General features: G+C 64.7%; 15 protein-coding genes. 12 read left to right on the top strand and 3 right to left on the bottom strand.

Translation table 11 applies throughout. From position 1 onward, the window contains the following. Position 1 precedes the first annotated feature (1 nt). From urtD to ACVWW6_RS14790, 12 genes are all read left to right on the top strand, one after another. A complete protein-coding gene (urtD, locus tag ACVWW6_RS14735; protein WP_011084268.1) occupies positions 2 to 763 on the top strand; it encodes an urea ABC transporter ATP-binding protein UrtD in 762 nt (253 codons plus the stop codon). Positions 764 to 766: 3 nt separating this feature from the next. Beyond that, a complete protein-coding gene (gene urtE / locus ACVWW6_RS14740; protein ID WP_011084269.1) occupies positions 767 to 1,462 on the top strand; it encodes an urea ABC transporter ATP-binding subunit UrtE in 696 nt (231 codons plus the stop codon). A 32-nt stretch (positions 1,463 to 1,494) separates the two neighbouring features. Next, the gene (locus ACVWW6_RS14745; RefSeq protein WP_060909178.1) at positions 1,495 to 2,325 is read left to right on the top strand and encodes an urease accessory protein UreD; all 831 of its coding nucleotides are present in this window, start codon (positions 1,495 to 1,497) and stop codon (positions 2,323 to 2,325) included. Between the two features lie 24 nt (positions 2,326 to 2,349). Next, positions 2,350 to 2,652 carry an urease subunit gamma gene (locus ACVWW6_RS14750; RefSeq protein WP_007605424.1) on the top strand — a complete coding sequence of 101 codons (303 nt, stop codon included), beginning with the start codon at positions 2,350 to 2,352 and terminating at the stop codon, positions 2,650 to 2,652. Positions 2,653 to 2,764: 112 nt separating this feature from the next. Next, on the top strand, positions 2,765 to 3,070 hold the full coding sequence (locus tag ACVWW6_RS14755; protein ID WP_011084271.1) for an urease subunit beta: 306 nt from the start codon (positions 2,765 to 2,767) through the stop codon (positions 3,068 to 3,070). A 3-nt stretch (positions 3,071 to 3,073) separates the two neighbouring features. After that, entirely contained in the window at positions 3,074 to 3,613 is a 540-nt protein-coding gene (locus ACVWW6_RS14760; RefSeq protein WP_060909176.1) for an HD domain-containing protein, read from the top strand. A 37-nt stretch (positions 3,614 to 3,650) separates the two neighbouring features. Further along, on the top strand, positions 3,651 to 5,366 hold the full coding sequence (gene ureC, locus ACVWW6_RS14765) for an urease subunit alpha (RefSeq protein WP_028173494.1): 1,716 nt from the start codon (positions 3,651 to 3,653) through the stop codon (positions 5,364 to 5,366). 121 nt (positions 5,367 to 5,487) lie between these two features. Next, positions 5,488 to 5,787: a putative quinol monooxygenase gene (locus ACVWW6_RS14770; RefSeq protein ID WP_456680930.1), complete on the top strand. Its 300-nt coding sequence runs from the start codon at positions 5,488 to 5,490 to the stop codon at positions 5,785 to 5,787. A gap of 14 nt (positions 5,788 to 5,801) precedes the next feature. Further along, positions 5,802 to 6,455: an urease accessory protein UreE gene (ureE, locus tag ACVWW6_RS14775; RefSeq protein WP_404524330.1), complete on the top strand. Its 654-nt coding sequence runs from the start codon at positions 5,802 to 5,804 to the stop codon at positions 6,453 to 6,455. Further along, positions 6,436 to 7,164 carry an urease accessory protein UreF gene (locus tag ACVWW6_RS14780; protein WP_161537177.1) on the top strand — a complete coding sequence of 243 codons (729 nt, stop codon included), beginning with the start codon at positions 6,436 to 6,438 and terminating at the stop codon, positions 7,162 to 7,164. The genes ureE and ACVWW6_RS14780 overlap by 20 nt, the downstream gene beginning before the upstream one ends. 159 nt (positions 7,165 to 7,323) lie before the next feature. Then, positions 7,324 to 7,947 carry an urease accessory protein UreG gene (ureG, locus tag ACVWW6_RS14785; protein ID WP_028173491.1) on the top strand — a complete coding sequence of 208 codons (624 nt, stop codon included), beginning with the start codon at positions 7,324 to 7,326 and terminating at the stop codon, positions 7,945 to 7,947. A 298-nt stretch (positions 7,948 to 8,245) separates the two neighbouring features. Beyond that, complete coding sequence (locus ACVWW6_RS14790; protein ID WP_028173490.1) at positions 8,246 to 9,904, top strand: CHASE domain-containing protein; 1,659 nt, start codon at positions 8,246 to 8,248, stop codon at positions 9,902 to 9,904. Positions 9,905 to 9,917: 13 nt separating this feature from the next. On the opposite strand, the gene ACVWW6_RS14795 is transcribed toward ACVWW6_RS14790, so the two are convergent. The 3 genes from ACVWW6_RS14795 to ACVWW6_RS14805 form a co-directional block, all read right to left on the bottom strand. After that, a complete protein-coding gene (locus ACVWW6_RS14795; RefSeq protein ID WP_011084278.1) occupies positions 9,918 to 10,277 on the bottom strand; it encodes a RidA family protein in 360 nt (119 codons plus the stop codon). Between the two features lie 109 nt (positions 10,278 to 10,386). Beyond that, a complete protein-coding gene (locus tag ACVWW6_RS14800; RefSeq protein WP_161537176.1) occupies positions 10,387 to 10,995 on the bottom strand; it encodes a TetR/AcrR family transcriptional regulator in 609 nt (202 codons plus the stop codon). An 84-nt stretch (positions 10,996 to 11,079) separates the two neighbouring features. Then, positions 11,080 to 12,222 carry an OpgC domain-containing protein gene (locus tag ACVWW6_RS14805; RefSeq protein WP_028173487.1) on the bottom strand — a complete coding sequence of 381 codons (1,143 nt, stop codon included), beginning with the start codon at positions 12,220 to 12,222 and terminating at the stop codon, positions 11,080 to 11,082. Between the last annotated feature and the right edge of the window lie 114 nt (positions 12,223 to 12,336).

The following is a 12,336-nucleotide window of genomic DNA, read 5'->3' on the forward strand; positions in this document are numbered from 1 at the left end:
AATGAACGTCATGGACACCCGCGCGACCTCCGCAATGCTCTATCTCGACGGCGTGCACGTCTCCTTCGACGGCTTCCACGCCATCAACAATCTGTCGCTGACGCTCGAGCCCGGCGAGATGCGCGCCATCATCGGCCCGAACGGCGCCGGCAAGACCACGATGATGGACATCATCACAGGCAAGACCAAGCCGGACGAGGGCACCGTGCTGTTCGACGGCGTCACCGACCTGACGCGACTGGATGAGACCCGGATTGCCGAGCTCGGCATCGGCCGGAAATTCCAGAAGCCCACCGTGTTCGAGAGCCAGACCGTGCAGGACAATCTGCTGCTGGCGCTCAATGTCGATCACAGCGTCAAGGGCACGCTGTTCTGGCGTGGCAGCAAGGCCGAGTCCGAGCGCATCGACAAGGTGCTGGAGACGATCCGCCTCACCGAGGCGCGCAACCGGCTGGCCGGCAGCCTCAGCCACGGCCAGAAGCAATGGCTCGAGATCGGCATGCTGCTGGCGCAGGATCCGAAGCTCTTGCTGGTCGACGAGCCCGTCGCCGGCATGACCGACGTCGAGACGCATCTCACCGCCGAGCTGCTGAAGGAGATCAACAAGACCCACACCGTCATGGTGGTCGAGCACGACATGACGTTCGTGCGCGAACTCGGGGTCAAGGTCACCTGCCTGCACGAAGGCTCGGTGCTCGCGGAAGGTACCATCGACCAGGTCTCGTCCAACGAGCGGGTCATCGAAGTCTATCTGGGACGCTGACCGATGCTCGAAGTCAAAGACATCAACCTGTTCTACGGCGCGGCGCAGGCGCTGCGCGGCGTCTCGATTGCGGCCGAGCCCGGCAAGGTGACTTGCGTGCTCGGGCGCAACGGCGTCGGCAAGACCTCGCTGCTGCGGGCCATGGTTGGGCAATATCCCATCTCCTCCGGCGCGATCGTGTTCGACGGCAGCGACATCACGGGCCTCAAGCCCTACGAGCGGGCGCGCAAGGGCATCGGCTTCGTGCCGCAGGGCCGCGAGATCTTTCCGCTGCTCACGGTCGAGGAGAATCTCAAGACCGGCTTCGGTCCGCTCAAGCGCGAGGACAGGCACATCCCGGACGACGTGTTCTCGCTGTTTCCGGTGCTGCAATCCATGCTCGGCCGCCGCGGCGGCGATCTCTCCGGCGGCCAGCAGCAGCAGCTCGCGATCGGGCGTGCGCTGGTGATGCGGCCGAAGCTGCTGCTGCTCGACGAGCCGACCGAGGGCATCCAGCCCTCGATCATCAAGGACATCGGCCGCGCCATCTCCTACTTGCGCAACCTCGGCAACATCGCCATCGTGCTGGTCGAACAATATCTCGACTTTGCCTGCGAACTCGGCGACAGTTTCGCCGTGATGGATCGCGGCGCGGTGAAGTTCACCTGCGACCGGACCAATCTCGACGCGAGCGAGATCAGCCGTCAGATGGCTCTGTAAGCCATTTGTGCCGCGACCGGCTGGGGAGGCGGATGCGCAGCGAACTATCAGTCACGTCCAGCATATTCGAGGCCAATCGCGCCCGCGGCGCGGTCAGGTTCGACGTGCATGCGCGGGACGGCGTAACACGGCGCGGAGTGTTGCATGAATCCGGCTCGCTGCGCGTGCGCTTTCCCTCGCCCGAGGATGAAGGTCTCTCCGGCGTGTTCGTCAACACGGCCGGTGGCGTTGCCGGCGGTGATCGCTTCGATGTCGAGATATCGGCGGCCGATGCCGCGCGGCTGACGCTGACCACGGCGGCTGCCGAAAAGGTCTATCGCGCGCCGGGCCCGGCGGCGGAGCTCAATATCGCCCTGAAGGTCGGCGCAGGCGCGCATCTGTCCTGGCTGCCGCAGGAGACCATCCTGTTTGATCGTGCCCGTGTCCATCGTCGCTTCGACATCGCGTTCGATGAGGCGGCCTCGCTCCTGCTTTGCGAGATCGTGGTGTTCGGACGCACTGCGATGGGTGAGCGGATGGAGCAGGGCGAGTTCGTCGACCGATGGCGGCTCTCTCGCGGCGGTCGGCTCGTCTTTGCCGAGACCGTCAGGCTGGGCGGTGATATCGGCGCGAAACTCGCGAGGTCCGCGGTGGCCAAGGGGGGCGCGGCAATCGGCACGGCCTTGATCGTGCCCGGCGATGAGGCGCTCATCGAGCGCATTCGGGAGGCCTCGGAATCCTTCGCCGGCGAGGTCGGGATATCGGCCTGGAATGGCTTTGCAATGGCGCGGTTCTGTGCCCAAGATGCGGCGCGCTTGCGCGCCGACATGATGGCCGTGCTGGCGCGCACCGGTGCGGCGTTGCCGCGGCTGTGGTTGAATTGACGTGTTGAACGGAAGAGATTTCGCATGAACCTGTCTCCCCGCGAAAAGGACAAGCTTCTGATCTCGATGGCCGCCATCGTGGCGCGCCGCAGGCTGGACCGCGGCGTCAAGCTCAACCATCCCGAGGCGATCGCGATCATCTCCGATTTCATCCTCGAAGGTGCGCGCGACGGCCGTACCGTGGCCGAGCTGATGCAATCCGGCGCGCAGGTGCTGACCCGCGACCAGGTGATGCCGGGCATCCCCGAAATGATCCACGACATCCAGGTCGAGGCGACGTTTCCGGACGGCACCAAGCTCGTCACCGTGCACGAGCCGATCAGGTGATTTGAATTCGTCATTCCGGGGCGCGCGCAGGGCGAACCCGGAATCCAGAGATTGTTGATCGAGATTCCGGGTTCTCACTCCGCGAGAACCGGAATGACGGAGGAAGACAGAGATGATCCCCGGTGAACTCTTCATTCAGGACGGCGAGATCGAGCTCAATGCCGGCCGCAAGACCGTGACGCTGACGGTCGCCAACACCGGCGACCGCCCGATCCAGGTCGGCTCGCACTACCATTTCTTCGAGACCAACCCCGCGCTGAAGTTCGAGCGCAAGAAGGCCCGCGGCATGCGCCTCGACATCGCCGCCGGCACCGCCGTCCGCTTCGAGCCCGGCCAGACCCGCGACGTCCAGCTCGTCGCACTCGCCGGCAAGAAGACCATCTACGGCTTCCGCGGCGACGTGATGGGGAAGCTGTGACGCATGCTCTCCGCCGTCTGCCTCATCTCCGAAGCCGCTGAGCTGGCCGCGCGCCGGCACAACGGCATGGCGCGCAAGGGGCGGGGGAACGAGCCTTACGTCAATCACCTTGCCGAGGTCGCGAACCTGCTCGCGAGGGCGACCGATGGCGCCGATGCGGAGCTGGTCGCGGCCGGCTGGCTGCATGATACGATCGAGGACACCGAGACCACGCGTGAAGAGCTCGCGCAGAAATTCTCCGAACGTATCGCATCTCTCGTCGTCGAGTGCACCGATGACATGAAGCTGCCGAAAGCCGAGCGGCGCCGGCGGCAGGTGGTCGATGCGCCGAAGAAATCTGCGGGCGCAAAACTGATCAAGATCGCCGACAAGATCAGCAATGTCGGTGCGCGCATTCATGCCGCCCCGACGACCGAGGAGCGCGACGACCTCGCCGACTATACCGGCTGGGCCGAGCAGGTGGTCGCCGGCTGTCGCGGCGGCAATCCGTGGCTCGATCAGAAATTCGACGACGCAGTGCGTACGGCGAGAGCTTCGCTGTGAGCACCATCAAGACATTCAAACGCAAGCGGGGCCTGTGATGTCCGTAAAGATCAAACGTTCCGTCTATGCCGACATGTTCGGCCCGACCACCGGCGACAAGGTGCGGCTGGCCGACACCGATCTCATCATCGAGGTCGAGAAGGATTTCACCGTCTATGGCGAGGAGGTGAAGTTCGGCGGCGGCAAGGTGATCCGCGACGGCATGGGGCAGTCGCAGGTCACCAACAAGCAGGGCGCGGCCGACACCGTCATCACCAATGCGCTGATCGTGGACCACTGGGGCATCGTGAAGGCCGACGTCGCGATCAAGGACGGCATGATCTCCGCGATCGGCAAGGCCGGCAACCCCGACATCCAGCCGGGCGTCACCATCATCATCGGCCCCGGCACCGACGTGATCGCGGGCGAGGGTAAGATCCTCACCGCCGGCGGCTTCGACAGCCACATCCATTTCATCTGCCCGCAGCAGATCGAGCACGCGCTGATGAGCGGCGTCACCTCGATGCTGGGCGGCGGCACCGGTCCCTCGCACGGCACCTTTGCGACGACCTGCACGCCGGGCCCGTGGCACATGGGGCGGATGATCCAGTCGTTCGACGCCTTCCCGGTCAATCTCGGCATTTCCGGCAAGGGCAACGCCTCGCGCCCCGCGCCGCTGGTCGAGATGATCAAGGGCGGCGCCTGCGCGCTGAAGCTGCACGAGGATTGGGGCACCACGCCGGCCGCGATCGACAACTGCCTCTCGGTGGCCGACGATTACGACATCCAGGTCATGATCCACACCGACACGCTGAACGAATCCGGCTTCGTCGAGGATACGATCAAGGCGTTCAAGGGCCGCACCATCCACGCCTTCCACACCGAGGGCGCCGGCGGCGGTCACGCCCCCGACATCATCAAGGTCGCGGGGCTGAAGAACGTGCTGCCGTCATCGACCAACCCGACGCGCCCCTTCACCCGCAACACCATCGACGAGCATCTCGACATGCTGATGGTGTGCCACCACCTCGATCCCTCGATCGCGGAAGATCTTGCGTTCGCCGAAAGCCGTATCCGCAAGGAGACCATCGCGGCCGAGGACATCCTGCACGATCTCGGCGCGCTCTCGATGATGTCCTCGGACTCCCAGGCCATGGGTCGCCTCGGCGAGGTCATCATCCGGACATGGCAAACCGCCGACAAGATGAAGAAGCAGCGCGGATCGCTGCCGCAGGACAAGGGCAAGGACAACGACAATTTCCGCGTCAAGCGCTACATCGCCAAATACACGATCAACCCCGCGATCGCGCATGGCGTGTCGAAGCTGATCGGTTCGGTGGAGAAGGGCAAGCTCGCCGATCTCGTGCTGTGGTCGCCGGCCTTCTTCGGCGTCAAGCCGGACTGCATCGTCAAGGGCGGCACGATCGTCGCCGCGCCGATGGGCGATCCCAACGCCTCGATCCCGACGCCGCAGCCGGTGCACTACCAGCCGATGTTCGGCGCCTTCGGCAAGGCGCGCACGGCGTCTTCCGTGGTGTTCACCTCCAAGGCCGCGATTACCGGTGGGCTGGCGCGCAAGCTCGGTATCGAGAAGAAGCTCTATGCCGTCCAGAACACCCGCGGCAGGATCTCCAAGAAGAGCATGATCCACAACGACGCAACCCCCGATATCGAGGTCGATCCGGAGACCTATGAGGTTCGCGCCGACGGCGAGCTCCTGACCTGCGCGCCCGCCGAAGTGCTGCCGATGGCGCAGCGATATTTCATGTACTGAAATAGCGCCCCGGTCCCCGGAGCCTGTCCGGGGACGGTTTTACGGTGTTGCGTTCGATCCCGCCTGGTCTAATGTCCCGCCCGGTATCTTGAACCCAGAAGAAAAGCCGGGAGGATTTCTCGTGATCTACGTCGTTGCCACCTTGACCATCAAGCCCGAGACGCGCGCCGAATTCATTGCAGGCGCCACCGCCTGCATCAAGGAGACGCGGAAAGAGCCCGGCAATATCGCCTATGATATGCATGAAAGCGTCACCGATCCGACCAAGATGGTGTTCGTCGAGCAGTGGGAGAGCGCCGAGGCGCTGGTGCCGCATCGCGCCATGGAGCACATGAAGACGTTCGGCCGCATTGCGGTGAAATGCTTCATAGCGCCGCCGAAGGTCGAAATCATTACGCCCGAGAAGGTCGAGACACGGTAACAGGGTAGAAGCCAATGATCCGGGCGACGCAGGTTAGGGGACAGCACCGCTTCACCGAAGCACCAGTGGACACGGTCGTGCTCGATTTCGACGATCGGCACCGCCGCCGCATGGCGATGACGGGGACGCGGGGGCTCGAATTCCTGCTCGACCTGGAGAACGCCGTTGCACTGCGCGGCGGCGACGCGCTGGTGCTGGAGGACGGCCGGCTGGTCGAAGTGGTTGCGGCGCCCGAGCCGCTGCTCGAGATCCGCGGCCGCGATCCGCACCACCTCATCCGGGTCGGCTGGCACCTCGGCAACCGTCATCTGCCGACGCAGATCATGGCCAAGGCCCTGCGCATCCGCCGCGACCACGTCATCGAGGCCATGGTGAAGGGCCTCGGCGCGCGTGTCGTCGAGATCGAGGCGCCGTTCGATCCTGAAGGTGGCGCCTATGCCGACGCCGGTCATGCGCATGGGCACGATGACCATGCGCATCATGATCACGGCCATCACCACCACGATCATGGCGACGATCATCATGATCACCACGGACACGATCATCATGGCCACGACCACCATGATCATGCCGCGCATGACCATGGGCACGATCACCATCATCACGACGAGCATTGCGACCATCCTGACCACCACCACGGCCACAAGCATGCTCATGACCACAAATGAGCCGGTCAATGCCGGTGACCTCGCCGCGCGCGAGGCGGCGGCGCTGTACCGGCTGATGACCTGGCTGTCGCCGGCGTTTCCCGTCGGCGGCTTCTCCTACTCCAGCGGGATCGAATGGGCGGTCGAAGCGGGCGACATCACCGACACGGCGACGCTCGCCGACTGGCTCGATACTATGCTCGGCGACGGTTCGGGCTTCTGCGATGCGACGTTCCTGGTCCAGGCCTATCGCGCCACTGAGGCGGGCGAGGAGACCTCGTTGCGCGACATCGCTGAGCTCGCGAGCGCCTTCGTGCCCTCGCGCGAGCGGCAGCTTGAGACGACGTCGCAGGGCCGCGCCTTCATCGACATCGCCCGCGCCGCGTGGGATGCGGAGGGGCTGGACGCCATGGTTGCGGCATGCCGCACGCCATTGGTCTATCCCGTCGCGGTCGGTGTGGTCGCCGCAATGCACGGCGTGCCGCTGGCGCCGACGCTGCACGCCTTCCTGCACGCCGTGGTCTCGAACTGGATTTCCGCGGCCAGCCGCCTCATTCCGCTCGGCCAGACCGACAGTCAGCGCGTGCTGGTGCGGCTGGAAGCTGCCGTTGCCGCGACCGCCAACCGTGCGCTGAGCGCGACGCTGGACGATCTCGGCAGCGCGACATTCCGCGCCGATCTCGCCAGCCTGCGGCACGAGACGCAATATACGCGGCTGTTTCGGTCGTGAGCGCGTTGCATCACATTCTGCCGTCGTCCTGGCGAAGGCCAGGACCCATAACCAGGAATGCCTGTGGTCATGGAGGGATGTGGCCTCAGTCCGCCGCGACAATGAACTTCGGTGGTAATGGGTCCTGGCTTTCGCCAGGACGACGATAGGAAAGAATCAATGGCTACGTCTCACGGCCCCCTGCGTGTCGGCGTCGGCGGTCCGGTCGGATCGGGCAAGACCGCGCTGATGGATCTGCTCTGCAAGACCATGCGCGAGCGCTACGACATCGCGGCGATCACCAACGACATCTACACCAAATGGGATGCCGAATTCCTGGTGCGCTCGGGCTCGCTGACGCCGGATCGCATTGCCGGTGTCGAGACCGGCGGCTGCCCGCATACCGCGATCCGTGAAGATGCCTCGATGAACCTCGCGGCGGTCGCGGACATGCGCGCGAAATTCCCCGGCCTCGACCTCGTGCTGATCGAATCCGGCGGCGACAATCTCGCTGCCACTTTTTCCCCGGAGCTTGCCGACCTCACCATCTACGTCATCGACGTGGCGGCGGGCGACAAGATCCCGTCCAAGGGCGGCCCCGGCATCACCCGCTCCGACCTCCTGGTCATCAACAAGATCGATCTTGCGCCCCATGTCGGCGCCTCCCTGGAGAAGATGGAGACGGACGCCAGGCGCATGCGCGGCACGCGCCCCTTTGTCATGACCAACCTGAAGAAGAGCGAGGGGCTCGACCGCATCGTCGGCTTCATCGAGGCCAAAGGCGGCCTGAAACGGGCCGGCTGACGGACGCGACGACTTGGCACAGGGGTTTTCCGCCGTTAACGCCTGAGGCAGGACCGTATCCGCGGAACAAATTTCGGACACGGCGATTAATTACCTCCGGTACCCGGGGCAAATTCATTCCGGCCGGACGACCGGCCGGGCGGATTAAGCTTTTCAGGCGACCCAAGTTGCGTACTGATGCCTCCTCCTTCATTATCTCCTCCATCGGGGTTCATCCTGTTTCGGCACATGGCCGTTCGAGCTGCGTTCATATGCTCCGTGTTTATTGCCGACCTCCTGCTTCCGTCTGAGTAGTCGCGTGGTCCGGCTGGGTTTCATCATCGGCTTCATCGCTCTGCTCGGAGCCATGCTTTCCGGGCTTGCGGCCTATCGCGTCCACGACCAGGAGCTGGCGCTGGACCGGATCGCGCTCGCACGTGCGATCGACGTCCATGCGAGCCTGGTGCAGGACCGGCTGACCGAGCGCGAGCTGCTCGCGCGTGTCGCCTCAGGCCTGTTCCGCGCGCCATCGGTACTCAAGCCCAACATGCTGGAGCCGCTGCGCTCGGCGATCTACGCCTTCAAGACCGATTTCGTGGTGGCCGGCTGGGTCGCCCGGCTCCAGCCGAACGAGCTTGCTGCGGCGCAGGCCGCGATCGCGGCCGCCGGCTTCCCGAAGCCGCAGATCCGCGACTACGGCGACAAGCCGATCGATCCCGCAAGCCTCACCCAGCCGATCGACGTGCTGATGGATCTCGAGCCGCGCAGCGATGAGACCAAGGGGTTGCCCGGCCGCAGCTATGACCGGGACCCGGTGCGCAGCGCGATGCTCGCCCGGGCCAGGATCGAGAAGAGGTCGGTCGCCTCCGACCCGGTGCCGCTCCTGCGCAACAACGGGCCGGTCGGCGTCATCGTTGCGGCCCCCGTCATTCCCGAAGGCGCGACCGAGCCCGTCGGCTTCATCACATTCTCCTATGAACTGGCATCACTGATGCTGACCAACGACGACATGTCGTTGTTCGCGGTCGCGCTCAAGGACCCGCGCAAGGACGGCGGCGAGCTCGTCGCCAACGACCAGGGTATCGTCTCCACGCGCATGACGGCGGCGGACGGGCCGGCGCCATCGGCGACGCGCACCGTGAGCTTCGGCGGCCGCGACTGGCAGCTCGGCTATTACGCAAAGACCAACTCGGCGCGACGCGCCGAGCAGACCGCGATCATCGTGGCGGCGATCGGCTTTGCGATCACCGCGATGGTGTGCGGCCTGTTTGGCTATGTCGCCTACAACAATCTGCGGCTCAGCCGGGAGATCCAGGTGCGGATCGGCTTCGAGCGCCGCCTGACCGCCGTCATCGACGAGCTCAACCACCGGGTCAAGAACATCCTGGCGGTGATCCAGTCGATCGTGACGCGCACGCTGCGCCACGGCGCGGACATCGACGTCGCGCGCGAGCTGCTGATCGGCCGCATCCACGCCATGTCCAACGTGGTCTCGCTGCTCAGCGAGAGCCAGTGGCAGGGCGTCAAGTTGAAGGGCCTGTTCGAGGCGCGCGCCATTCCGCATGCGGACCGCATCGCCGTCACCGGTCCCGACATCGCGGTGAGCGCGCGTGCGGCGCAGAGCCTGTCACTTCTGTTCTTCGAGCTCGCCTCGCATTCGGACGAAGGCCTGTCGCTGGTCGGCAAGCATCCGCACATCACCGCCAACTGGACGGTGACGGGCGAGGGGACCGACGAGGTCTTCCATTTCCGCTGGGAGGAGTTCAACACCAGCGAGGCGACGCGCCGTCCCGATTCCGATTTCGGCCTGATCCTGCTCGACCGCGTCGCGCCCGAAGCGCTCGGCGGCACCGCCAAGCGCTACTTTACCGACGTCTCCTATGTCTACGAGCTGATTGCTCCGATGGAGACGGTCGTCGACATGAGCGAGCGCGACCGCACGGACAAGCTCTCGGCCCCGGTGAGGCCTGTGCGATAAACCTCCGCGCGCTTCAGCTCGAGGTCGGTCGAGCCGCGATTGCGGTCATCTCGAGCTTGACGCCTGAACCGAGATCGGCCACGCCGACGACGGCGCGTGCCGGCAGATGGGCTTCGGCAAAGTGCGCTTTCCAGGCCGCATTGAACGCAGCCTTCTCGCCGAGATTCGTAACGAAGATGGTCACCTGCAATACGTTGGCCAGGTCGGATCCAAGAGTCTTCAGCAGACGCGACAATTGGCCAAGCACGTCGTTTGCCTGACCTGACATGTCGAGGCTCGTGTCCTCGGCGACGATTCCGCCGATGTAAAGCACGCCTCCATGCTCGACCACTTCGTGGAGCAATCCTTCGTATGGCAAGATGCGTTTGATCATGATGAGACTGATGCTCCTGCGGGAAAAGACGTGAGATGTCCGCGCGTTCTAATCACCAAGGCGTGGAACTTGAGTCGGGGACGGACGGCGGGCATTTTCAGTGCCTGATCTAGCCCTTCGGCCGCAGCACGAGGTCGACCAGATTGCGCGCGTAGCCAGGCGTGATCGGGGCGATGCCGAAGACGTAGCGATAGAACAGGCCGCCATAGATCGCGTCGTAGAGGTCCTCGGGCGCCCCCTCGGCCAGGACGCTGCCGTCCTTCTGGCCTGCGGCGATCATCTCCACCAGCGCGTCGCGGCGGAATTGCAGGTAGCGTGCGTAGAACAGCTCCGCCGAGCCGGTCTTGGAGATGCATTCGGAGATGACGGCGAGCTGCACCTTGCCGAACTCGCCCTGGAGCGCCTCGGCATAGGCCGCGGCATGGCGGCGTGCGCGTGCCGCGGGCGTGCCGGAGCTCACCGGGGGCAGTGGCAGCATCTGCGCGGCATGGTGGAGAAAGGCGTCGATCAGCAGCGCCTCGCGCGACGGCCACCATTTGTAGATCGTCATCTTGGAGACGCTGGAGTGGCGCGCGACCGCGTCGATGGTGGTGGCGGCAAGGCCGGTCGCGGCCATCAGCGCATAGGCACTTTCGAGGATGGCGTTGGTGGTCTCGATCGACCGCGGCCGGCCGCGCCGGGGCGCGCTGTCAGCCTCTTCACCCCCGCCTTTCGCCATCGCCACGCCCGGTCTCCTCACGCAGAGTCCCTCCGCATAGCGCAGCCACAGGTCTCGGCCTAGCAGAATCGCACGATTATGTTGTCAGGTCTGCTGCCGCAAGGCCGCAGGCAGGTCCTGCCGCTTCGACCAGGTGATGTAATAGGCGACCGCGGTCATCGCGGCAAAGCCAACGATGCTCACCGCGACCTGCATCGCCACCAGGTTCGGCCCGGTGATCAGGATGAGATGGCCGGCGAAGGAGAGGAACACCGCGACGCAGAACACCGCGAGCCATTCCTCGCCGCATATGATCACCGCCTGAAGCGGCCGCCATTTCAGGCCGGGATGATCGGCCGGAATGAGATGGGTTGCGATGAACGCGAGCGCGAGGAAGTGGACCACGCGATAGGGCGCGAGGTTTTCCTTGTCGGTCGGCGCGATGCTGTTGAGCAGCAGGTCCGGCAAATAGGCGGACAGTGCCGGCGAGTGGCGCATCAGGGTGACGGCCATCGCGAAGACGAGATAGGCGCCCGCGAGGATCCGCAACCAGGACATTCCGTGGAGCGCACGGCCGGGTGCGCCTGTCACGGCGAACCAGCCGCCCAGCACCATCAGCATCTGCCAGCACAGCGGATTGAAGGTCCACTCCTGGTCCGGATAGACCCGAAAATTCCAGTCGAACCAGCGCGCCGCGACGTACAGCGCGACCGATGCCGCCAGCGTCAGGTTCGGTCCTCGCAGCAGCCCCCACAGCACCAGCGGAAAGAACGCCATCAGCGGGATCATCAGTTGCAGCAGGTCGAGGTTCAGCGGCTCTTCCTGGAGCACCAGGCCGCGGACCAGGATTCGCAGAGGGTGCTCGAGAATGCCCGAGATGTTGTATTCGTGGATGATCTCCGGCGCCATCGATTGCGAGGCGACGTAGGCGATGGTGTCGATATAGATCACGAACAGCACGACATAGGCGGCGTAGAGCCGCCAGACGCGGCGAAAGATGCGTGTCGCCGCGACGACGTAGCCGCGCTCCAGCGCCATCCTGCCGTGGATGATGGCGACGCCATAGCCCACCACGAACACGAACAGGTCGGCGGCGCCGCTGAAGCCGAAATTGCGCAGCGTCAGCAGGTTGACGACGTTGTTCGGGATGTGGTCGACGAACACCGACCAGTTGGCGATGCCGAGCGTCAAATACAGCCTGGCGTCGTGATGGAATGCGGCGAGGTTCGCCTTGACGGACGGTTTCATGAGTAAAATAGCTTTGGGAATCAGGGTGATGCTTTTACCGGCAACCGCCTGCCTATCCGAGTAGCGTTTGCGTGAGGAGGGCCGGTTTGTCCCGACTGGCGAAAAATTACGCAG

The sequence above is a fragment of the Bradyrhizobium sp. USDA 3311 genome (genome assembly GCF_054062495.1).